Here is a 22,819-nt window from a genome sequence, read left to right on the forward strand (position 1 = left end):
CCGCCAGTAAGTATCTCAACAGGTATCCACCGTGCTCAATAAACTCTCTCGTCTGCTGGATGAAGCAGGTATTTCGCTCACCGATCACCAGAAAAACCAGCTGGTGGCCTATGTCGATATGCTGAACAAATGGAACAAAGCGTACAACCTGACCTCGGTGCGCGATCCCAACGAGATGCTGGTTCGCCATATTCTCGATAGCATCGTGGTGGCGCCGTACCTGAAAGGTGAACATTTTATCGATGTTGGCACCGGTCCGGGGCTGCCGGGGATCCCGTTGTCTATTGTCCGCCCGGAGAGCCATTTCACGCTGCTGGACAGCCTGGGCAAGCGCGTGCGCTTTTTACGCCAGGTACAGCATGAGCTCAAGCTGGAAAACATCACGCCGGTGCAGAGCAGGGTAGAGGCGTTCCCGGCAGAGCCGCCGTTTGACGGCGTTATCAGCCGTGCCTTTGCATCGCTCAACGACATGGTGAGCTGGTGTAAACACCTGCCGGCGGAAAATGGCCGCTTTTATGCCCTGAAAGGGCTGGTGCCTGAAGATGAGATTCAACAGCTGCCAGCGGATTTTGCTGTTGAATCAATCGAGAAGTTACAGGTTCCTCATCTCGACGGTGAACGGCATTTGGTGATTCTTAAGCCAAACAAATTTTAAAATTTAAATAAAAAATGGGGAATTTGTGCTGTTCTTATTGTGTTAAAAAACAGCACACCCATGAGGATAATTCTGAAGTCATTTTAACCTTGTGTTCACCATGGTTTTTCTTGCGGTTAACCTTAGCTGATTCATTCACCGTAATGATAATCAACTATGAAAATATCAGTCTGCTAAAAGTGGGCTGTAGCAACCAGAATGCAATGTTAAATATTTATTAAAAATGTCAATAAAAGGTTTTTGTTGTATATAGGGCTGTTTTAGAAATAGTTGCGATTTTTTGGCTTTAAATTCATGAAGATGAAATAAAACGTTTTACGTGTTTGATAATTACCGCTTTATCGCAAATGTGCATTTTGTGATCTCGTGCACGCTTTATCGCCAACGTTTTCGCGCTGTTTGCAGTTTCGCCTGAAGGTCGACGCATTGGTCAAAAGTTGAAAAATAGCGCTGGGGAAAAATATTTAAACATTTATTCACCTTTTCGCTACTTAATGTTTGAAATCACGGGTACGCACCGTATAATTTGACCGCTTTTTGATGCTTGACTCTGAGCCTTAAAGGACGTTTTATACGACACGCGGCATACCTCGAAGGGAGCAGGAGTAAAAACGTGATGTCTGTGTCGCTCTTGAGTAGAAACGTTGCTCGTAAGCTTCTGTTCATTCAGTTTCTGGCGGTAATAGCAAGTGGACTGCTGTTTAGCCTCAAAGACCCCTTCTGGGGCATCTCCGCCGCGTGCGGAGGTTTGGCGGTTGTGCTGCCAAACGTGTTGTTTATGATTTTTGCCTGGCGTCATCAGGCGCATACACCCGCCAAAGGCCGCGTGGCCTGGTCCTTCGCTCTCGGCGAAGTGTGTAAGGTGTTGCTGACCTTTGCTCTACTGGTGATGGCGCTGGCGGTTTTGAAAGTGGTATTCATGCCGCTGATAGCAACGTGGGTTTTGGTGCTGGTGGTACAAGTTCTGGCTCCAGCTGTAATCAATAACAAAGGGTAAAAGGCATCATGGCTTCAGAAAATATGACGCCGCAGGATTACATAGGTCACCATCTGAATAACCTTCAGCTGGACCTGCGTACATTCTCGCTGGTGGATCCACATAACCCCCCGGCCACCTTCTGGACGATCAACATCGACTCCATGTTCTTCTCGGTGGTTTTGGGTCTTCTGTTCCTGGCCATGTTCCGCAGCGTTGCTAAAAAGGCGACCAGCGGTGTTCCAGGGAAATTCCAGACGTTCGTTGAGATGATCATCGGCTTCGTCCATGGCAGCGTGAAAGACATGTACCATGGTAAGAGCAAGCTGATTGCTCCGCTGGCCCTGACCGTGTTCGTTTGGGTCTTCCTGATGAACCTGATGGACCTGCTGCCAATTGACCTGCTGCCGTTCATCGGCGAGCACATCTTCGGCCTGCCTGCGCTGCGTGTTGTACCGTCTGCGGACGTGAACATCACCCTGTCGATGGCGCTGGGCGTGTTTATCCTGATTCTTTTCTACAGCATCAAAATGAAAGGCGTAAGCGGCTTTGTGAAAGAGCTTACCTTGCAGCCGTTCAACCACTGGGCGTTTATTCCGGTCAACCTGATCCTGGAAGGCGTTAGCCTGCTGTCCAAACCTGTTTCACTGGGTCTGCGACTGTTCGGCAACATGTATGCGGGTGAGCTGATTTTCATTCTGATCGCGGGTCTTCTGCCGTGGTGGTCACAGTGGATTCTGAATGTGCCATGGGCCATTTTCCACATCCTGATCATTACGCTGCAAGCCTTTATCTTCATGGTTCTGACGATCGTCTATCTGTCGATGGCGTCTGAAGAGCACTGATTTTTTACCAACACTACTACGTTTTAATTGAAACAAACTGGAGACTGTCATGGAAAACCTGAATATGGATCTGCTGTACATGGCTGCCGCTGTGATGATGGGTCTGGCGGCTATCGGTGCTGCGATCGGTATCGGCATCCTCGGGGGCAAATTCCTGGAAGGCGCTGCGCGTCAACCTGATCTGATTCCTCTGCTGCGTACTCAGTTCTTTATCGTTATGGGTCTGGTGGATGCAATCCCAATGATCGCTGTAGGTCTGGGTCTGTACGTGATGTTTGCTGTCGCGTAGTAGTTGTTTTAAAACCCCAAGCCACAGAAATTTAAGAGGTATTGTGCTGTGAACATGAACGCAACAATCCTCGGCCAGGCCATCGCGTTTATTCTCTTTGTCTGGTTCTGCATGAAGTATGTATGGCCGCCTTTAATGGCTGCCATCGAAAAACGTCAGAAAGAAATTGCTGACGGTCTGGCTTCCGCAGAACGCGCTAAGAAAGATTTGGACCTTGCACAGGCCAACGCGACAGACCAGCTGAAAAAAGCGAAAGCTGAAGCTCAGGTAATCATTGAACAGGCTAACAAACGCCGTTCTCAGATCCTGGACGAAGCCAAAGCTGAAGCAGAACAGGAACGTACTAAGATCGTGACACAGGCTCAGGCTGAAATTGAAGCTGAGCGTAAACGTGCTCGTGAAGAACTGCGTAAGCAGGTTGCGATTCTGGCTGTTGCTGGCGCCGAGAAGATCATCGAACGTTCCGTGGATGAAGCTGCTAACAGCGACATCGTGGACAAACTTGTCGCTGAACTGTAAGGAGGGAGGGGCTGATGTCTGAATTTGTTACGGTAGCTCGCCCCTACGCCAAAGCAGCTTTTGACTTTGCTGTCGAACACCAAAATGTCGATCGCTGGCAGAATATGCTGGCGTTTGCCGCTGAGGTGACGAAAAACGAACAAATGGCCGAGTTGCTTTCCGGTGCGTTAGCGCCTGAAACCCTCGCCGCGTCGTTTATCGCCGTGTGCGGAGAGCAACTGGATGCCAACGGCCAGAACCTGATTAAGGTCATGGCAGAAAATGGTCGTCTCCGTGTGCTCCCGGATGTTCTCGAGCAGTTTGAGCACTTACGTGCCCTCAGTGAAGCTACCGCTGAAGTTGAAGTAACTTCCGCAACTGAACTGAGTGATGAACAGCTTGCGAAAATCACCGCCGCGATGGAAAAACGTCTGTCACGCAAAGTTAAGCTGAATTGCAAAATCGATAAGTCTGTAATGGCAGGCGTAATCATCCGCTCGGGTGATATGGTCATTGATGGCAGCGTACGCGGCCGTCTTGAGCGCCTTGCAGACGTCTTGCAGTCTTAAGGGGACTGGAGCATGCAACTGAATTCCACCGAAATCAGCGAACTGATCAAGCAGCGCATTGCTCAGTTCAGTGTTGTGAGTGAAGCTCACAACGAAGGTACTATTGTTTCTGTAAGTGACGGTGTTATCCGCATCCACGGCCTGGCCGATTGTATGCAGGGTGAGATGATTTCCCTGCCGGGTAACCGTTACGCTATCGCACTGAACCTGGAGCGCGACTCCGTAGGTGCCGTTGTGATGGGTCCATACGCTGACCTCGCCGAAGGCATGAAGGTTAAGTGTACTGGCCGTATTCTGGAAGTGCCGGTTGGCCGTGGCCTGCTGGGTCGCGTTGTTAACACCCTGGGTGCGCCAATCGACGGTAAAGGTCCGGTTGATAACGATGGCTTCTCGCCAATCGAAGTTATCGCACCGGGCGTTATCGACCGTCAGTCCGTTGATCAGCCTGTGCAGACGGGTTATAAGTCCGTTGATGCCATGATCCCAATCGGTCGTGGTCAGCGTGAACTGATCATCGGTGACCGTCAGACCGGTAAAACCGCGATGGCAATCGACGCCATCATCAACCAGCGTGACTCCGGCATCAAATGTGTGTACGTGGCTATCGGCCAGAAAGCGTCCACCATTTCCAACGTGGTTCGTAAACTGGAAGAGCACGGCGCACTGTCTAACACCATCGTTGTGGTAGCAACCGCGTCTGAATCTGCTGCACTGCAATACCTGGCGCCATACGCCGGTTGCGCAATGGGCGAATACTTCCGTGACCGCGGTGAAGATGCACTGATCGTATACGATGACCTGTCCAAACAGGCTGTTGCGTATCGTCAGGTTTCCCTGCTGCTCCGTCGTCCACCAGGACGTGAAGCATTCCCGGGCGACGTATTCTACCTCCACTCTCGTCTGCTGGAGCGTGCTTCCCGCGTTAACGCGGAATACGTCGAGAACTTCACTAAAGGTGAAGTGAAGGGTAAAACGGGCTCTCTGACCGCGCTGCCGATCATTGAAACCCAGGCGGGTGACGTTTCTGCGTTCGTTCCGACCAACGTAATCTCCATTACCGATGGTCAGATCTTCCTGGAAACCAACCTGTTTAACTCCGGTATTCGTCCGGCAGTTAACCCGGGTATCTCCGTATCCCGTGTGGGTGGTGCTGCTCAGACCAAGATCATCAAGAAACTGTCCGGTGGTATCCGTACCGCGCTGGCACAGTATCGTGAACTGGCTGCGTTCTCTCAGTTCGCATCCGATCTGGACGAAGCAACCCGTAAACAGCTGAGCCACGGTCAGAAAGTGACCGAGCTGCTGAAGCAGAAACAGTACGCGCCAATGTCTGTTGCTCAGCAGGGCCTGGTACTGTTCGCGGCTGAACGCGGTTACCTCGAAGATGTGGAACTGGCGAAAATCGGTAGCTTCGAAGCCGCTCTGCTGGCTTACGCTGACCGTGATCACGCTCCGCTGATGCAAGAGATCAACCAGACCGGTGGCTATAACGACGAAATCGAAGGCAAGCTGAAAGCTATCCTCGATTCCTTCAAAGCAACCCAATCCTGGTAATCGTCCGGCGGCTTGTCTCAGGACAAGCCGTCTGGCATTGAGGAGAAGCTCATGGCCGGCGCAAAAGAGATACGTAGTAAGATCGCAAGCGTCCAGAACACGCAAAAGATCACTAAAGCGATGGAGATGGTCGCCGCTTCCAAAATGCGTAAATCGCAGGATCGCATGGCGGCCAGCCGTCCTTATGCAGAGACCATGCGCAAAGTGATTGGTCACCTTGCAAACGGTAATCTGGAATATAAGCACCCTTACCTGGAAGAACGCGACGTTAAGCGCGTGGGCTACCTGGTGGTGTCGACTGACCGTGGTCTGTGTGGCGGCTTGAACATTAACCTGTTCAAAAAACTGCTGGCGGATATGAAAGTCTGGTCCGATAAAGGCGTTCAGTGCGATCTGGCACTGATTGGCTCTAAAGGCGTCTCTTTCTTTAACTCCGTTGGCGGCAACATTGTCGCTCAGGTGACCGGTATGGGTGATAACCCGTCCCTGTCCGAACTGATCGGCCCGGTTAAAGTGATGTTGCAGGCCTACGATGAAGGCCGTCTGGACAGACTGTACGTTGTCAGCAACAAATTTATTAACACCATGTCTCAGGTGCCTACGCTCACTCAGATGCTGCCGTTACCGGCATCAGAAGATGACGAGCTGAAACAGAAAGCCTGGGATTACCTGTATGAACCCGATCCGAAACCGCTGCTGGATACCCTGCTGCGTCGTTACGTTGAATCTCAGGTTTATCAGGGCGTTGTAGAAAACCTGGCCAGCGAGCAGGCCGCACGAATGGTGGCGATGAAAGCCGCGACCGATAATGGCGGCAGCCTGATTAAAGAGCTGCAGTTGGTTTACAACAAAGCTCGTCAGGCCAGCATTACTCAGGAACTCACCGAGATCGTCTCGGGGGCCGCCGCGGTTTAACCAGGTTTACGAATTACGTAGAGGATTCAAGATGGCTACTGGAAAGATTGTCCAGGTAATCGGCGCCGTGGTGGACGTCGAGTTCCCTCAGGACGCCGTACCACGCGTGTACGACGCGCTTGAGGTACAGAATGGTAACGAGAGCCTGGTGCTGGAAGTTCAGCAGCAGCTCGGCGGCGGTATCGTGCGTACCATCGCCATGGGTTCTTCCGACGGTCTGCGTCGTGGTCTGGAAGTTAAAGACCTTGAGCACCCGATCGAAGTCCCGGTAGGTAAAGCAACGCTGGGTCGTATCATGAACGTATTGGGTCAGCCAATCGACATGAAAGGCGACATCGGTGAAGAAGAGCGTTGGGCTATCCACCGCGCGGCACCTTCCTACGAAGAGCTGTCCAGCTCTCAGGAACTGCTGGAAACCGGCATCAAAGTTATCGACCTGATGTGTCCGTTCGCGAAGGGCGGTAAAGTCGGTCTGTTCGGCGGTGCGGGTGTAGGTAAAACCGTAAACATGATGGAGCTGATCCGTAACATCGCGATCGAGCACTCCGGTTACTCCGTGTTTGCGGGCGTAGGTGAACGTACTCGTGAGGGTAACGACTTCTACCACGAAATGACCGACTCCAACGTTCTGGATAAAGTATCCCTGGTTTACGGCCAGATGAACGAGCCACCAGGAAACCGTCTGCGCGTTGCGCTGACTGGCCTGACAATGGCTGAGAAATTCCGTGACGAAGGCCGTGACGTTCTGCTGTTCGTTGATAACATCTATCGTTACACCCTGGCCGGTACCGAAGTATCTGCACTGCTGGGTCGTATGCCTTCAGCGGTAGGTTATCAGCCTACGCTGGCGGAAGAGATGGGTGTTCTTCAGGAACGTATCACCTCGACCAAAACCGGTTCTATCACCTCCGTTCAGGCGGTATACGTACCTGCGGATGACTTGACTGACCCATCTCCAGCCACCACCTTTGCGCACTTAGACGCAACCGTGGTACTGAGCCGTCAGATCGCGTCTCTGGGTATCTACCCGGCCGTTGACCCGCTGGACTCCACCAGCCGTCAGCTGGATCCACTGGTTGTTGGCCAGGAACACTACGACACCGCGCGTGGCGTACAGTCCCTGCTGCAACGTTACCAGGAACTGAAAGACATCATCGCCATCCTGGGTATGGATGAACTGTCTGAAGAAGACAAACTGGTGGTAGCACGTGCGCGTAAGATCCAGCGCTTCCTGTCCCAGCCGTTCTTCGTTGCGGAAGTATTCACCGGTGCGCCGGGTAAATACGTTTCCCTGAAAGACACCATCCGTGGCTTTAAAGGCATCATGGAAGGCGAATACGATCACCTGCCAGAGCAGGCGTTCTACATGGTTGGTTCCATCGAAGAAGCCGTGGAAAAAGCCAAAAAACTTTAACGCCTTAATCGGAGGGTGATATGGCAATGACTTACCACCTGGACGTCGTCAGCGCAGAGCAACAAATGTTCTCTGGTCTGGTCGAGAAAATCCAGGTAACGGGTAGTGAAGGTGAACTGGGTATTTTCCCGGGTCACGCACCGCTGCTCACCGCCATTAAGCCTGGTATGATCCGCATCGTTAAACAGTTCGGTCACGAAGAGTTTATCTATCTGTCCGGCGGCATTCTTGAAGTGCAGCCTGGCAGTGTGACCGTTCTGGCCGATACCGCTATTCGTGGCCAGGATCTCGACGAAGCGCGAGCCCTGGAATCGAAGCGTAAGGCTGAAGAGCACATTAACAGCTCTCATGGTGACGTGGATTACGCTCAGGCGTCTGCGGAGCTGGCCAAAGCGATCGCGAAACTGCGCGTTATCGAGTTGACCAAAAAAGCGATGTAACACCGGCTTGAAAAGCACAAAAGCCAGTCTGGATCCCAGGCTGGCTTTTTTTTTCGGCCTTAATTCATGATGAAAAAGATGTAGAATTTTAAGCATCAAACGTTTTTACTTCTCACACAAACTACCGTCAGGATGCGTATGTTAAACAGTGCGATGAGCGTGGTGATCCTTGCCGCAGGCAAAGGTACCCGCATGTATTCCGATCTGCCTAAGGTGCTCCACACGCTGGCAGGAAAGCCAATGGTGCAGCATGTTATTGATGCAGCTAATGAATTAGGCGCCAGCCAGGTGCATCTGGTTTATGGACACGGCGGCGATCTGCTGAAAAAAACGCTGCGTGACGACAATCTCAACTGGGTGCTACAGGCAGAACAGCTGGGTACCGGTCATGCAATGCAGCAGGCTGCACCCTTCTTCTCTGATGATGAAGACATCCTGATGCTCTACGGCGACGTCCCGCTGATCTCCGTTGAAACCCTCACTCGTCTGCGTGAAGCCAAACCGCAGGGTGGCATTGGGCTGTTAACCGTCGTACTGGACGATCCGAGTGGCTATGGCCGCATTACCCGTGAAAACGGCAACGTGACGGGGATTGTTGAGCATAAAGATGCCAGCGAAGCGCAGCGTCAGATTCAGGAGATCAACACCGGCATCCTGATTGCGAACGGTGCTGATATGAAGCGCTGGCTGTCTAAGCTGAATAACAACAACGCACAGGGTGAGTATTACATCACCGATATTATTGCGATGGCGTACCAGGAAGGGCGTGAGATTGCCGCCGTTCATCCGGCACGCATCAGCGAAACGGACGGGGTAAACAACCGTCTTCAGCTTTCCCGTCTGGAGCGCATTTACCAGTCCGAGCAGGCAGAGAAGCTGCTGCTCGCAGGCGTCATGCTGCGCGATCCGGCGCGTTTCGATCTGCGCGGTACGCTGTCCCACGGGCGCGACGTTGAAATTGATACTAACGTTATCCTGGAAGGTAACGTCACGCTGGGTAACCGCGTCAAAATCGGCGCTGGCTGCGTGATTAAAAACAGCGTTATCGGCGACGACTGCGAAATCAGCCCGTACAGCGTGGTGGAAGACGCGCGTCTTGATGCGGCATGTACCATCGGCCCGTTTGCGCGTCTGCGCCCGGGCGCTGAGCTGCTGGAAGGCGCACATGTTGGTAACTTCGTTGAAATGAAAAAAGCGCGTCTGGGTAAAGGCTCCAAAGCGGGTCATTTAACCTATCTGGGCGATGCAGAAATTGGCGACAACGTGAATATTGGTGCAGGTACTATCACCTGTAACTATGACGGTGCCAATAAGTTTAAAACCATCATCGGTGATGACGTATTCGTTGGCTCCGATACGCAGCTGGTGGCGCCTGTTACCGTGGGTAACGGGGTGACCATTGCCGCCGGAACGACCGTCACGCGCGACGTAGCGGATAACGAGCTGGTGTTAAGCCGCGTGCCGCAGGTCAGCAAGCAGGGCTGGAAACGCCCGGTGAAGAAAAAGTAACTCTAAGGCGGGTGGCGCTGCGCTTACCCGCCCTACGATTGAGTAGGCCTGATAAGGCGTAGCCGTCATCAGGCAAACCCGGGAGAGGAGATAAAGATATATCTCCCCCCACAGGCAGTACCCATAAAATAACCCCACTCTCTACAAGGCTCGGGGTGCCCGGAAAGGGCGTTACCCAAAGGATTTCGCGTTGTGGCAAGGCGGCAAGCGTATGAGTCCATGGGAGCTTACTTAAGTAAGTGACCGTGGCGAGTATGAGAAGCCAACGCAGCCGCAGCGTGAAAAACGCAGGGTAAATACAGGTCAGCGACAACGCAGGCATAATGCCTAAATTCGGAATCTAAATTATGTGTGGAATTGTTGGCGCAGTTGCGCAGCGTGATATTGCTGAAATCCTTCTCGAAGGTTTACGTCGTCTGGAATACCGTGGCTATGACTCTGCCGGTCTGGCTGTCGTGGATGCAGAAGGTCATATGACCCGTCTGCGCCGTCTCGGTAAAGTGCAGATGCTGGCCCAGGCCGCGGAAGAACATCCGCTGCACGGGGGAACCGGTATTGCGCACACCCGCTGGGCGACGCACGGTGAACCGTCTGAAGGCAACGCGCACCCGCATGTGTCTGAACACATCGTGGTGGTGCATAACGGCATTATCGAAAACCACGAACCGCTGCGCGAAGAACTTAGAGCGCGCGGCTACACCTTCGTCTCTGAAACCGACACCGAAGTGATTGCTCACCTCGTACACTGGGAACTGGCACAGGGCGGTACGCTGCGTGAGGCAGTGCTGCGTGCTATTCCTCAGCTGCGCGGCGCCTACGGTACGGTGATCATGGATTCCCGCGATCCGTCCACGCTGCTGGCCGCGCGTTCCGGTAGCCCGATGGTTATCGGTCTGGGCATGGGCGAGAACTTTATCGCGTCCGATCAGTTGGCGCTCCTGCCGGTTACCCGTCGCTTTATCTTCCTGGAAGAGGGCGATATCGCGGAAGTGACGCGCCGCAGCGTGACCGTCTTCGATACCAAAGGCGAGCAGGTGAAGCGTCAGGAGATCGAATCTAACCTGCAATACGACGCGGGCGACAAAGGCGCTTACCGTCACTACATGCAGAAAGAGATCTACGAGCAGCCTAACGCCATCAAAAACACCCTGACCGGGCGCATCAGCCACGGCGAGGTGGATCTGAGCGAGCTGGGGGCGAACGCCAACGAGCTGCTCGGCAAGGTTGAGCATATTCAGATTGTGGCCTGCGGGACCTCATACAACTCCGGTATGGTCTCTCGCTACTGGTTTGAATCCCTGGCGGGCGTGCCGTGCGATGTCGAAATCGCGTCTGAGTTCCGCTATCGTAAATCCGCTGTGCGCCGTAACAGCCTGATGATCACCCTTTCCCAGTCTGGCGAAACGGCGGATACCCTGGCGGCGCTGCGTCTGTCTAAAGAGTTGGGTTACCTGGGCTCTCTGGCCATCTGTAACGTGCCGGGCTCTTCGCTGGTGCGTGAATCCGATCTGGCGCTGATGACCAAAGCGGGCACCGAAATCGGCGTGGCCTCCACCAAAGCGTTTACCACGCAGCTGACCGTTCTGCTGATGCTGGTGGCGAAGCTGGCGCGTCTGAAAGGCGAAGATGCTTCCGTTGAGCATGACATCGTTCACGGTCTCCAGGCGCTGCCGAGCCGTATCGAGCAGATGCTGTCTCAGGACAAACGCATTGAGGCGCTGGCTGAAGACTTCTCTGATAAGCACCACGCTCTGTTCCTGGGCCGTGGCGATCAGTACCCTATCGCGCTGGAAGGCGCACTGAAGCTGAAAGAGATCTCCTACATCCACGCGGAAGCCTACGCGGCAGGCGAGCTGAAGCACGGCCCGCTGGCGCTGATTGACGCGGATATGCCGGTGATCGTTGTTGCACCAAACAACGAACTGCTGGAAAAACTGAAGTCTAACATCGAAGAAGTTCGCGCCCGTGGCGGCGTGCTGTACGTCTTCGCGGATAAAGACGCCGGTTTCGTCAGCAGCGACAACATGCACATCATCGAGATGCCGCATGTGGAAGAGGTAATTGCGCCGATCTTCTACACCGTTCCGCTGCAACTCCTGGCTTATCACGTGGCACTGATCAAAGGCACCGACGTTGACCAGCCGCGTAACCTGGCGAAGTCCGTTACCGTAGAGTAATCGTCTCGACACATAATGGAAAAAGCCTCGCATGAAAATGTGAGGCTTTTTTATTACGACCTAAATTTATTCCTAAAAAGTATTAAGTGTTATTTGTGTATGTTTCTGAATATGTCTTTTTAGCTAATATAAAGAAAGTTAACTTCTTTTAACTCTCTAATTAATCAGCATTTATTTTATCAAGTTAATTTATTTACCTTTTCATTTAATTTGTACTTACCTGCTCCAGATTTTGTCCGTTAATCTTAATAAAATATAATCTCATTCAGGCGAAGAATTCTTTCGCTGATATTTGTTTTATGAATGAATTAATCATGATTTAACGGAGTGGTAATGAAACGTAATTGGATTACAGGTTCTTTTGTTCTGTGCTCACTGTTTATGGCAAACCAGGCGCTCGCGTCTGATGGCGTGGTGCATTTTACCGGTGAGGTTATCGACAGCACCTGTGAAGTCACCACGGATACTATTGGCCAGACCGTTGCCCTGGGTAAAGTTAATAGATCTGCTTTTAGCACGGTAGGCACCACGGCGGCCCCGACCGAATTTAGCATTAAGCTGGAAAAATGTCCGGCCACGTACACTCAGGCGGCAGCGCGTTTTGACGGCACCGAAGCCTCTGACGGCAACGGCGATTTGGCCATCGGCACCCCGATAACTGCATCGACGCCAGGCGACTATACCGGTGAGGGTACAGAGACTGCGGCGACGGGCGTGGCAATTCGTATCTATAACCGCGCTGATAATTCACAGGTTAAGCTGTACAAAGATTCCGCTTATACAACCATTGATTCAGGAAATGCTGAGCTGAAATTTATCGCGCGTTATATCGCGACTTCTGCCGATGTTACGCCAGGCACGGCTAACGCTGATTCACAGTTCACCATCGAATACATGAAGTAATCGATTTTCGCCCGGGCCTGCTGACGTTAAAAGCGAGAGTACTGGCGAATTTTCCTTTAGCAGGCTCATTTCACGGATGAAATTATGTTGTGCAACCTTATTAAGTCGCTGTTCGTTGTTATTTGTCTTTTGAATATGTCTTCGTCCTGGGCTGGGGTCATTATCGGCGGCACCCGCGTGATTTTTAATAGCGATCGCGCTGATGAAACGTTTTCTATCTTCAATAAAGAGACAAACGTTCCCTACCTGATCCAGGTTTGGGTTGAGCCATTTGATAAAAAAGAGACTACCCCACCTCCCTTCACGGCTATTCCACCGGTTTCACGTCTGGAGCCGCAGCAGGAAAAAATCCTGCGCATTATTAAAACCAAGGGTGCGCTTCCCGAAGATCGGGAATCGGTTTTCTGGCTGAATATCAAAAATATTCCACCATCCGGGAGCAGTGCGGATAGCAACACGATGGAAATTGCCATAAAAACCCGAATCAAACTGTTCTGGCGCCCGGTGGCGCTCAATATGACGCCCGAAAAAGCGTATATGAAGGTGAAATGGCATCGCGTGGGAAACCATCTGCAAATAGAAAACCCTGCTCCAATTCATATCAACGTGATGGATGTGTTCGTCGACGGCAAAGAAGTTCCGCTCAATATGCTTAAACCCTTCGAGAAGCTAGAGCTGCCTTTACCCGCAGGTGCGGCTGGCAAAACGCTTCGTTGGCGTTTTATCAATGACTACGGTGCGATTAGCGAGCCTCTGAATCTCTCCCTTTAAGTGCAAAACAAGGAATGATGCGAGATGGCCGGTTCACCTGTTCACGTTCTCTTTGCCTCCGGGGCGCTGCTTCTGCTGGCTTGCCAGCTACAGGCGAAAGAAGCCTTCTTTAACCCCGCCTTGCTGGAGATTGACCATCCGGCGGGTATCGATATTCATCAGTTCGATCGCGCAAACACGCTGCCACCCGGCACGTACAAAGTGGATATCCTTATTAACGGGAAAAAACGTGAGCGCCGCGAGGTCACCTTTATAGCGGATAATCCGGAGGGGGAGATCCAGCCCTGCTTCACCCACCTCTCCAGCCAGCTGAAAGCGTTCGGTGTAAAAGCGGATGCCATCAAAGCGGTTACAGACATTGATGACGATGCCTGCGTCGCGCCGGGGCCGCTTGTTGAAGGTTCCGTATGGCAGTTCGATACGGACAAGCTGACGCTCAATATTGTGATACCGCAGATTTGGCTGGACAACTATGCCATGGGCTATATCAGCCCCGAACGCTGGGACCAGGGGATCAATGCGCTTTCGGTTAATTATGATTTTTCAGGCTCCCATACCGTTCACTCTGACTACGACGACACGGCGGATAGCTATTACCTCAACCTGCAAAATGGTCTGAATCTCGGTGCCTGGCGGGTACGCAACTACAGCACGTTCAGCTCTGAAGGCGGCAATGCAGAATATCACTCCGTCAGTTCGTGGCTACAGCGTGATATTCCCGGGCTGCGCAGCCAGTTCATGGTGGGCGATACCTGGTCGGCAAGCGATGTTTTTGAGGGGGCCAGACTGCGCGGGGTGCGGCTTTACACCGATGATGACATGCTGCCCGCCAGCATGAACGGCTTCGCACCCGTGGTGCGCGGCGTAGCGAAAAGCAACGCCATGGTGACGATCAAGCAAAACGGTTACGTCATCTTTCAGTCTGCCGTGCCGCAGGGGGCGTTTGCCCTTACCGATCTCAATACCACCAGCTCGGGTGGGGATCTGGACGTGACCATCAAAGAAGAGGACGGCAGCGAGCAACATTTTATCCAGCCTTATGCTTCGCTGGCCATTCTGAAACGTGAAGGACAAACCGACTTCGACGTCAGCATTGGCGAAATGCGGGAAGACAATCGCTTTACCCCAAACGTCATGCAGGCGCAAATCATGCGCGGTCTGCCAGACGGTATCACGCTTTATGGCGGCGTGCAGCTGGCGGACGAGTACCGCGCGGCGGCGCTGGGCGTGGGTAAAGACTTGGGCGCGTTTGGCGCGCTTTCTATGGACGTGACGCAGGCGAAAGCCCGGTTTGATGAGGGCGATGAATCTCAGGGGCAATCCTATCGTTTCTTATACTCCAAGCGTATTGATGCCACCGACACGAATTTCAGGCTGGTGGGCTACCGCTATTCTACCCAGGGTTTTTATACCCTTAACGAGTGGTCATCGCGTCAGGGAGATGAAAGTGATTTTTGGGAAACGGGCAACCGCCGTAGCCGTCTGGAGGGAACATGGACGCAGTCTTTTGGACGCGGCTGGGGGAACGTTTATCTGACGCTGAGCCGTCAACAGTACTGGCAAACCGACGCGGTAGAGCGCTTGATCCAGACGGGCTACAGCAACAATCTCGGCATGGTTTCCTGGAACGTGTCGTGGAGCTACACCGATAGCGCGACGCACCACGACAGCGCCAGCGAAGATGAGGATAACAACGGGGGTGAAAATATCTTTATGTTTTCTCTTTCGGTTCCGCTGTCCGGCTGGGCGAAAAACAGTTACCTCAACTATGCCATGACGCAAAACGACAATGCGCAGGCATCCCATCAGGTGGGGTTAAGCGGAACGCTGCTGGAACGGGATAATCTCTCGTATAACCTGCAACAATCCTGGACAGGCGATAGCGCAGCGGATGCCAGCAACCTTGCGATGACCTATAACGGCACTTACGGCACGCTGGACGGCAGCTACGCCTACAGCGCAAACGCCGAACACCTTAATTTCGGCGCGCGCGGGGGCGTTATTGTGCACGGTGAAGGCGTCACGTTCTCGCAGCAGCTTGGAGAGACGGTTGCGCTGATCAAAACGCCTGGCGCGTCGGGGCTAGCCGTTGAAAACACCTCTGGCGTAGCCACCGACTGGCGCGGTTATGCGGTGAAAACCCAGCTTAATCCTTATGACGAAAACCGGGTTGCCATCGACAACGACTATTTCTCCCGAGCCAACGTGGAGCTTGAAAATAGCGTGATCGATCTTGTGCCGACCCGCGGTGCGATTGTCAAAGCAGAGTTTCTGACCCACCTGGGTTATCGGGTGCTATTCAACGTCATACTGGCAAACGGCAAGCCTGCACCGTTTGGTGCCGTCGCGAACGGCGAAAGTAAAGGTGAGCTGTTGACGGGCATCGTGGGAGAAAACGGGCAACTTTACCTGTCTGGCGTTCCGGAAGAGGGTACTTTTGCGCTGCGGTGGGGTGCGGGTAACGGCGTGGAATGCCGGGCACCGTTCCATATTTCCCCTCAGACCGGAGCATCGCTGGTCCAACAAACCGTAGTATGTAATTAAAAAGGATTTTAGATGAAGAGCTTACTTATCGCTGGCCTGCTGATATTGGCCAGCCCGACGGCGTTCGCTGAGGTGGCAGGAACCTGCACGACCACTTCAGGCACGCATGTGCTTAACCTGAATTTTCCCCAAACGAGTATTAGCGCTAAAGATAACGTTCCGGGAAAGACGATGGTGGATGTCGCCGAGGCGACGGCCAGCGACAGCTACCAGGTCAACTGTTCCTGTGATTCAAAGCACCGGCTTAATAAGGGATTTTCGGCAATCTACTACACGGCGGACCCAACCGGCGGTCTCGTATTTGATAAAAAGGTTGGTGAGGTCTCTTATTACAATCTAAACGAATATCTCGATGTCGGCGTAAAGATCTTCATCAAAAACGTGGGTTATACGGCGATTCCTTTTGAGCACGTTTCTAACCGCAGTACGGCCTCTCACACCTGTGGTTCGTCAAACGATATTACGCTTGATACCGGAACGTCTTCGATGCTCTCGTTTTATATTCGAAAATCGATCACCGGATTGGTCACGATTCCCCTGACCGATGTCGCCCTCGTCTACGGCGGAATATCTAATGATTTGCCCAGGGGAGAGGCGATCGCAAAAGTCAGGATTAAAGGCTCAATCATTGCGTCCCAGCAGTGTGAAATTAACGACGGGCAGGTGATTAATATCGATTTTGGTCAGATCCCCGCCTCTGAATTTTCCGCCACGCCCGGCACATCGATAACCAGTAAAAAAATTGAGAAAACCGTTACGGTGAGCTGTTCCGGTCTGGACCGCTCGCAAAAGGTGAACGCTGATTTTAACGCTACGGCAGCCAGCGCCGACAGCACGATGGTTTCAACGTCAAACAACGACGTGGGGATCAAAATCTTTGATACAAACGGCGATCCAGTGATGGTGAACGGCGGCGCGCTCAAAACGGAGATGGGTTCTACAAGCATTATTGGCGGAAGAAGTAATGGCACTATTACGTTCTCTGCCGCCCCGGCCAGCGCTACCGGAGCGAGACCGACGCCCGGCACGTTTAATGCGGATGCCACCATAACCCTGGAATTTTCTAACTGATCTCACGACGGCTGTTTATGACAGCCGTTGTCATATTCCCGTCTTTGAACCAGGCTTAACGCATCTCAGTGTGACATTATCATGACAAGGATGTGATTTTATTTATATTTAAATCATGCACTTAACGCAAACGCGTTGATTGTCATAAAACTGTCATAATTCGTACATTTATCTGTCACCTGTTTGTCCTATTTTGCTCATCGTAGCCACTTAAACAATGATTTACGAAATCCTTGCAGGAGACATTATGAAAGTTATGCGTACCACTGTCGCAACTGTTGTCGCCGCGACCTTATCCCTGAGCGCTTTCTCTGCCTTCGCAGCAGCAAGCCTGACTGGCGCTGGTGCAACCTTCCCTGCGCCGGTGTATGCCAAATGGGCGGATACCTACCAGAAAGAAACCGGCAACAAGGTTAACTATCAGGGTATCGGCTCCTCCGGTGGCGTAAAACAAATTACCGCGAATACCGTTGATTTCGGCGCATCCGACGCTCCGCTGTCTGATGAAAAACTGAATCAGGAAGGCCTGTTCCAGTTCCCGACCGTGATCGGCGGCGTTGTGCTGGCCGTTAACATCCCTGGCCTGAAATCAGGCGAGCTGGTGCTGGACGGCAAAACCCTGGGCGACATCTACCTGGGCAAAATCAAAAAATGGGACGACGAAGCCATCACTAAGCTGAACCCGGGCGTTAAGCTGCCTTCGCAGAACATCGCTGTGGTTCGCCGCGCTGACGGTTCCGGTACCTCCTTCGTGTTCACCAGCTACCTGGCAAAAGTGAACGAAGAGTGGAAATCCAAAGTCGGTTCCGGCTCTACCGTTAACTGGCCAACCGGTCTGGGCGGTAAAGGTAACGACGGCATCGCTGCCTTCGTACAGCGTCTGCCGGGCTCTATCGGTTACGTAGAATACGCTTACGCGAAGCAGAACAACCTGGCTTACACCAAACTGGTTTCTGCTGACGGCAAACCGGTTAGCCCGACCGAAGAGAACTTCGCTAACGCCGCAAAAGGCGCAGACTGGAGCAAATCCTTCGCGCAGGACCTGACTAACCAGAAAGGCGACGATGCGTGGCCAATCACTTCTACCACCTTCATTCTGGTCCACAAAGATCAGAAGAAACCTGAGCAGGGTGCAGAAGTGCTGAAATTCTTCGACTGGGCATATAAAAACGGCGGCAAACAGGCTAACGACCTGGACTACGCCAGCCTGCCGGACAGCGTGGTTGAGCAGATTCGCGCTGCATGGAAAACCAACGTGAAAGACAGCAGCGGTAAAGCGCTGTACTAACAGGATATTTTTGACGAAGATGGCGGGTGGCGCGCAGCGATCCCGCCCTACGGTTCATCCTGTAGGCCCGGTAAGCGTCAGCGCCACCGGGCATATTCGTAAGACGTCTCAAAAAGAAGAGTAATTTATGGCTGCAACCAAGCCTGCATTTAACCCTCCGGGTAAAAAAGGTGACATGATTTTCAGCGCCCTGGTGAAACTGGCTGCGCTGATTGTGCTATTGCTGCTGGGCGGCATTATCGTGTCCCTGATCTTTTCCTCCTGGCCGAGCATTCAGAAATTTGGTTTCGCCTTCCTGTGGACCAAAGAGTGGGATGCGCCGAACGATATCTACGGTGCGCTGGTGCCGATTTACGGCACGCTGGTAACCTCCTTTATCGCCCTGCTGATTGCGGTGCCGGTAAGCTTCGGTATTGCCCTGTTCCTGACGGAGCTGGCGCCGGGCTGGCTGCGACGCCCGCTGGGTATTGCCATCGAACTGCTGGCGGCCATTCCAAGTATCGTTTACGGCATGTGGGGCCTGTTTATCTTTGCTCCGCTGTTTGCAACGTACTTCCAGGAGCCGGTCGGTAACGTGCTTTCTGCCGTTCCGTTTGTGGGCGCCCTGTTCTCTGGCCCGGCATTCGGTATCGGTATTCTGGCGGCTGGTGTGATCCTCGCCATCATGATTATTCCGTACATTGCGGCGGTTATGCGCGATGTCTTCGAACAAACCCCGGTGATGATGAAAGAGTCGGCCTACGGCATCGGCTGCACCACCTGGGAGGTTATCTGGCGCATCGTCCTTCCGTTCACCAAAAATGGGGTGATCGGCGGCATCATGCTGGGCTTAGGCCGCGCGCTGGGTGAAACCATGGCGGTGACCTTTATCATCGGCAACACCTACCAGCTCGACAGCGTCTCTCTGTACATGCCGGGCAACAGCATTACCTCTGCGCTGGCGAACGAATTCGCCGAAGCGGAATCCGGGCTGCACGTTGCTGCGCTGATGGAGCTGGGCCTGATCCTGTTTGTTATCACCTTTATCGTACTGGCTATCTCCAAGCTGATGATTATGCGTCTGGCTAAAAACGAGGGGGCACGCTAATGGCGACTCTCGACATGCAAAACACCGCTCAGCTTGCGGAATCCCGTCGCAAAATGCAGTCAAAGCGCCGGATTAAAAACCGCATTGCGCTGACGCTTTCCATGGCCACGATGGCGTTCGGCCTGTTCTGGCTGATCTGGATCCTGATGTCCACCATCACCCGCGGCATCGATGGAATGTCCCTGGCGCTGTTCACCGAGATGACGCCGCCGCCGAACACGGCGGGCGGTGGTCTGGCAAACGCCCTGGCGGGGAGCGGCCTGCTGATCCTGTGGGCGACCGTTTTCGGTACGCCGCTGGGCATCATGGCGGGTATCTATCTGGCGGAGTATGGCCGTAAATCCTGGATCGCTGAAGTCATCCGTTTTATTAACGACATTCTGCTATCTGCCCCATCGATTGTTGTGGGTCTGTTTGTTTACACCATCGTGGTGGCACAAATGGAACACTTCTCCGGCTGGGCGGGTGTGATTGCGCTGGCGCTGTTGCAGGTGCCTATCGTTATTCGTACCACTGAAAACATGCTGAAACTGGTGCCGGACAGCCTGCGTGAAGCGGCTTACGCGCTGGGCACGCCGAAATGGAAGATGATTTCGGCGATCACCCTGAAAGCGTCCGTCTCGGGGATCATGACCGGCATCCTGCTGGCTATCGCCCGTATCGCCGGTGAAACCGCACCGCTGCTGTTTACCGCGCTCTCCAACCAGTTCTGGAGCACGGACATGATGCAGCCGATCGCCAACCTACCGGTAACGATCTTTAAATTTGCGATGAGCCCATTCGCGGAATGGCAGCAGCTGGCCTGGGCCGGGGTGCTGATCATCACCCTTTGCGTACTGTTGCTGAACATTCTGGCGCGCGTCATTTTCGCGAAGAAGAAACACGGTTAAATTTTTACGGCGCGGCACATCGCGGCGCCGAATGAGGAAATGAGTCAATGAGTATGGTTGATACTGCCCCGGGTAAGATTCAGGTTCGTGATTTGAACTTCTACTACGGCAAATTCCATGCCCTGAAGAATATCAACCTGGATATCGCGAAGAACCAGGTCACGGCATTTATCGGTCCGTCTGGCTGTGGTAAATCCACGCTGCTGCGCACCTTCAACAAAATGTATTCGCTCTATCCGGAGCAGCGTGCGGAAGGTGAAATTCTGCTGGACGGTGACAACATCCTGACCAATACCCAGGATATCGCCCTGCTGCGCGCGAAGGTGGGGATGGTGTTCCAGAAACCCACGCCGTTCCCGATGTCGATCTATGACAACATCGCCTTTGGCGTGCGTCTGTTTGAGAAGCTCTCCCGTGCGGACATGGACGAGCGCGTGCAGTGGGCATTGACCAAGGCCGCATTATGGAACGAAACCAAAGATAAACTTCACCAGAGCGGGTACTCTCTCTCCGGTGGTCAGCAGCAGCGTCTGTGCATTGCGCGCGGTATCGCCATTCGCCCGGAAGTATTGCTGCTGGATGAGCCGTGCTCAGCGCTGGACCCGATCTCAACCGGGCGTATTGAAGAGCTGATCACCGAGCTGAAGCAGGATTACACCGTGGTGATCGTCACCCACAACATGCAGCAGGCTGCCCGTTGTTCTGACCACACGGCGTTTATGTACCTGGGCGAGTTGATTGAGTTCAGCGATACGGACGCGCTGTTCACCCGGCCCGCGAAGAAACAAACCGAAGATTACATTACTGGCCGCTACGGTTGATTTGCCTTAGTGCATGTGGAGAAACCATGGACAACCTCAATCTTAATAAACACATTTCAGGCCAGTTCAACGCAGAGCTGGAAAGCATTCGCACCCAGGTGATGACCATGGGCGGCATGGTCGAGCAGCAGCTTTCTGATGCGATCACGGCGATGCACAACCAGGACAGCGAGCTGGCGAAGCGCGTTATCGAAGGCGATCACAACGTCAATATGATGGAAGTCGCCATCGACGAAGCGTGTGTGCGCATCATTGCCAAGCGTCAGCCGACCGCGAGCGATCTGCGTCTGGTCATGGCGATCATCAAAACTATCGCCGAGCTGGAGCGTATTGGCGACGTCGCGGATAAAATCTGCCGCACCGCGCTGGAGAAATTCTCTCAGCAGCACCAGCCGCTGCTGGTCAGCCTGGAGTCTCTCGGTCGCCACACCGTGCAGATGCTGCACGACGTGCTGGACGCCTTTGCGCGCATGGATCTGGACGAAGCGGTGCGTATCTACCGTGAAGACAAGAAAGTTGACCAGGAATACGAAGGCATTGTGCGTCAGCTGATGACCTACATGATGGAAGATTCCCGTACCATTCCAAGCGTGCTGACCGCGCTGTTCTGCGCGCGCTCAATCGAGCGTATTGGCGACCGCTGCCAGAACATTTGTGAATACATTTTCTACTTCGTGAAGGGGCAGGACTTCCGTCACGTGGGCGGCGACGAGCTGGACAAGCTGCTGGCGGGTAAAGATCCGAAAGAGTGATGTTTGTGGCGGGTGGCGCTGGCGCTTACCCGCCCTACGTTAGCTTAACGCGTAATATCCCAACCCCGCGCCTTCCACAGTTCTGGCAGCTGAGCCAGGTCGGTAAAGGTCGTCACTTTTGGATGATCGATCGGCTTGTTGTGCGGGTCGGCACAGAAGTAAAACACTTCCATTCCTGCATCAATCCCCGACTGCGCGCCCGCAGACGAGTCATCCACCAGAATGCAGTTCTCCACGTTGACGTTCATCGCCTTCGCCGCGTGGAACATCAATGCCGGATCGGGCTTCCAGCGCTGAATATCGTAGCCGCTGAACAGTTTTTCCGGGAAGTGGTGTAGCATGTCCAGCTTGCCGAGCGAATGCTGCATTTTGCTGACCGGGCCGTTAGAGACCACGCAGATCGGCACCGTCATCGCATCCAGCAGCGCGTTAGCGCCGGCGATAACCTCCAGCTCGGCGTCGAAGAGGCGTGCGACCTCGGCGCGGTACACCGGTTCCAGATCCGCTTTCGCCAGATCCACCCCGTGCTCTTCGTTAATGATGTCGATGATCTCGTACAGCTTCACGCCCTTAAAGCGTTTGAACACCTCTTCGAGATCGAGCGTAATGCCAAATTCCTGGAACATGGCGACATACGCGCGGGAACAAATGACCTCACTGTCGACCAGCGTACCGTCACAGTCGAAAAATACCGCTTCAATTCCGGACATGCCCTTCCCTTTTAACAAGTTTAACGTTTACGTACGACAGATTTACGAGACGCAATCGTTGCCGTATAAGCAAAATCAATGAAAAAAGTATCCCGTAACCGCCACTATTGTCGCATTTTGGTATAGGATAGCGACGAATTT

Annotated in this window: 22 protein-coding genes; 21 read left to right on the forward strand and 1 reads right to left on the reverse strand. The window is 53.3% G+C overall.

The window, feature by feature from the left end:
* Nucleotides 1-31: 31 nt before the first annotated feature.
* The 21 genes from rsmG (at nt 32) to phoU (ending at nt 21,968) form a co-directional block, all read left to right on the forward strand.
* Nucleotides 32-655, forward strand: a complete 624-nt coding sequence (gene rsmG / locus IM267_RS19755) for a 16S rRNA (guanine(527)-N(7))-methyltransferase RsmG (RefSeq protein ID WP_193034129.1) — start codon at nt 32-34, stop codon at nt 653-655.
* 616 nt (nt 656-1,271) lie between these two features.
* Entirely contained in the window at nt 1,272-1,652 is a 381-nt protein-coding gene (gene atpI / locus IM267_RS19760) for a F0F1 ATP synthase subunit I (RefSeq protein WP_003862375.1), read from the forward strand.
* An 8-nt stretch (nt 1,653-1,660) separates the two neighbouring features.
* Entirely contained in the window at nt 1,661-2,476 is an 816-nt protein-coding gene (atpB, locus tag IM267_RS19765) for a F0F1 ATP synthase subunit A (RefSeq protein ID WP_014881883.1), read from the forward strand.
* Between the two features lie 49 nt (nt 2,477-2,525).
* Nucleotides 2,526-2,765, forward strand: a complete 240-nt coding sequence (atpE, locus tag IM267_RS19770; protein ID WP_000429386.1) for a F0F1 ATP synthase subunit C — start codon at nt 2,526-2,528, stop codon at nt 2,763-2,765.
* A 48-nt stretch (nt 2,766-2,813) separates the two neighbouring features.
* Nucleotides 2,814-3,284, forward strand: a complete 471-nt coding sequence (gene atpF / locus IM267_RS19775; protein ID WP_003862370.1) for a F0F1 ATP synthase subunit B — start codon at nt 2,814-2,816, stop codon at nt 3,282-3,284.
* A gap of 14 nt (nt 3,285-3,298) precedes the next feature.
* Complete coding sequence (gene atpH, locus IM267_RS19780) at nt 3,299-3,832, forward strand: F0F1 ATP synthase subunit delta (protein WP_003862369.1); 534 nt, start codon at nt 3,299-3,301, stop codon at nt 3,830-3,832.
* A 12-nt stretch (nt 3,833-3,844) separates the two neighbouring features.
* A complete protein-coding gene (gene atpA / locus IM267_RS19785) occupies nt 3,845-5,386 on the forward strand; it encodes a F0F1 ATP synthase subunit alpha (RefSeq protein ID WP_063452038.1) in 1,542 nt (513 codons plus the stop codon).
* A gap of 51 nt (nt 5,387-5,437) precedes the next feature.
* Nucleotides 5,438-6,301 (forward strand): F0F1 ATP synthase subunit gamma, encoded by an 864-nt coding sequence (gene atpG / locus IM267_RS19790; protein WP_063452039.1) that lies wholly within the window; start codon nt 5,438-5,440, stop codon nt 6,299-6,301.
* Between the two features lie 31 nt (nt 6,302-6,332).
* A complete protein-coding gene (gene atpD, locus IM267_RS19795; protein WP_015570150.1) occupies nt 6,333-7,715 on the forward strand; it encodes a F0F1 ATP synthase subunit beta in 1,383 nt (460 codons plus the stop codon).
* Between the two features lie 20 nt (nt 7,716-7,735).
* Entirely contained in the window at nt 7,736-8,155 is a 420-nt protein-coding gene (locus IM267_RS19800; protein ID WP_003862360.1) for a F0F1 ATP synthase subunit epsilon, read from the forward strand.
* A gap of 138 nt (nt 8,156-8,293) precedes the next feature.
* Nucleotides 8,294-9,664, forward strand: a complete 1,371-nt coding sequence (glmU, locus tag IM267_RS19805) for a bifunctional UDP-N-acetylglucosamine diphosphorylase/glucosamine-1-phosphate N-acetyltransferase GlmU (protein ID WP_112792448.1) — start codon at nt 8,294-8,296, stop codon at nt 9,662-9,664.
* A 347-nt stretch (nt 9,665-10,011) separates the two neighbouring features.
* The gene (gene glmS / locus IM267_RS19810) at nt 10,012-11,841 is read left to right on the forward strand and encodes a glutamine--fructose-6-phosphate transaminase (isomerizing) (RefSeq protein ID WP_193034130.1); all 1,830 of its coding nucleotides are present in this window, start codon (nt 10,012-10,014) and stop codon (nt 11,839-11,841) included.
* A 333-nt stretch (nt 11,842-12,174) separates the two neighbouring features.
* Entirely contained in the window at nt 12,175-12,744 is a 570-nt protein-coding gene (locus IM267_RS19815) for a chaperone-usher fimbrial major subunit (RefSeq protein WP_063868590.1), read from the forward strand.
* A gap of 84 nt (nt 12,745-12,828) precedes the next feature.
* Nucleotides 12,829-13,515, forward strand: coding sequence for a fimbrial chaperone (locus IM267_RS19820; protein ID WP_063868592.1), 687 nt, complete (start codon nt 12,829-12,831; stop codon nt 13,513-13,515).
* Nucleotides 13,516-13,539: 24 nt separating this feature from the next.
* Entirely contained in the window at nt 13,540-16,059 is a 2,520-nt protein-coding gene (locus IM267_RS19825) for a fimbria/pilus outer membrane usher protein (RefSeq protein ID WP_193034131.1), read from the forward strand.
* A 12-nt stretch (nt 16,060-16,071) separates the two neighbouring features.
* A complete protein-coding gene (locus IM267_RS19830) occupies nt 16,072-17,130 on the forward strand; it encodes a fimbrial protein (RefSeq protein WP_193034132.1) in 1,059 nt (352 codons plus the stop codon).
* 247 nt (nt 17,131-17,377) lie between these two features.
* The gene (pstS, locus tag IM267_RS19835) at nt 17,378-18,418 is read left to right on the forward strand and encodes a phosphate ABC transporter substrate-binding protein PstS (protein ID WP_063452042.1); all 1,041 of its coding nucleotides are present in this window, start codon (nt 17,378-17,380) and stop codon (nt 18,416-18,418) included.
* Between the two features lie 127 nt (nt 18,419-18,545).
* The gene (gene pstC / locus IM267_RS19840) at nt 18,546-19,505 is read left to right on the forward strand and encodes a phosphate ABC transporter permease PstC (RefSeq protein ID WP_022649877.1); all 960 of its coding nucleotides are present in this window, start codon (nt 18,546-18,548) and stop codon (nt 19,503-19,505) included.
* Entirely contained in the window at nt 19,505-20,395 is an 891-nt protein-coding gene (gene pstA / locus IM267_RS19845; RefSeq protein WP_003861156.1) for a phosphate ABC transporter permease PstA, read from the forward strand. The genes pstC and pstA overlap by 1 nt, the downstream gene beginning before the upstream one ends.
* A 47-nt stretch (nt 20,396-20,442) precedes the next feature.
* Nucleotides 20,443-21,216 (forward strand): phosphate ABC transporter ATP-binding protein PstB, encoded by a 774-nt coding sequence (gene pstB / locus IM267_RS19850; protein ID WP_003861154.1) that lies wholly within the window; start codon nt 20,443-20,445, stop codon nt 21,214-21,216.
* Nucleotides 21,217-21,242: 26 nt separating this feature from the next.
* Entirely contained in the window at nt 21,243-21,968 is a 726-nt protein-coding gene (phoU, locus tag IM267_RS19855) for a phosphate signaling complex protein PhoU (RefSeq protein ID WP_003861153.1), read from the forward strand.
* A 44-nt stretch (nt 21,969-22,012) separates the two neighbouring features.
* On the opposite strand, the gene yieH is transcribed toward phoU, so the two are convergent.
* Entirely contained in the window at nt 22,013-22,678 is a 666-nt protein-coding gene (yieH, locus tag IM267_RS19860) for a 6-phosphogluconate phosphatase (protein ID WP_022649879.1), read from the reverse strand.
* Between the last annotated feature and the right edge of the window lie 141 nt (nt 22,679-22,819).

Origin of the sequence: Enterobacter cloacae complex sp. P15RS (assembly GCF_014895905.1) — a bacterium.
In the GTDB taxonomy this organism is placed as follows: domain Bacteria; phylum Pseudomonadota; class Gammaproteobacteria; order Enterobacterales; family Enterobacteriaceae; genus Enterobacter; species Enterobacter quasihormaechei.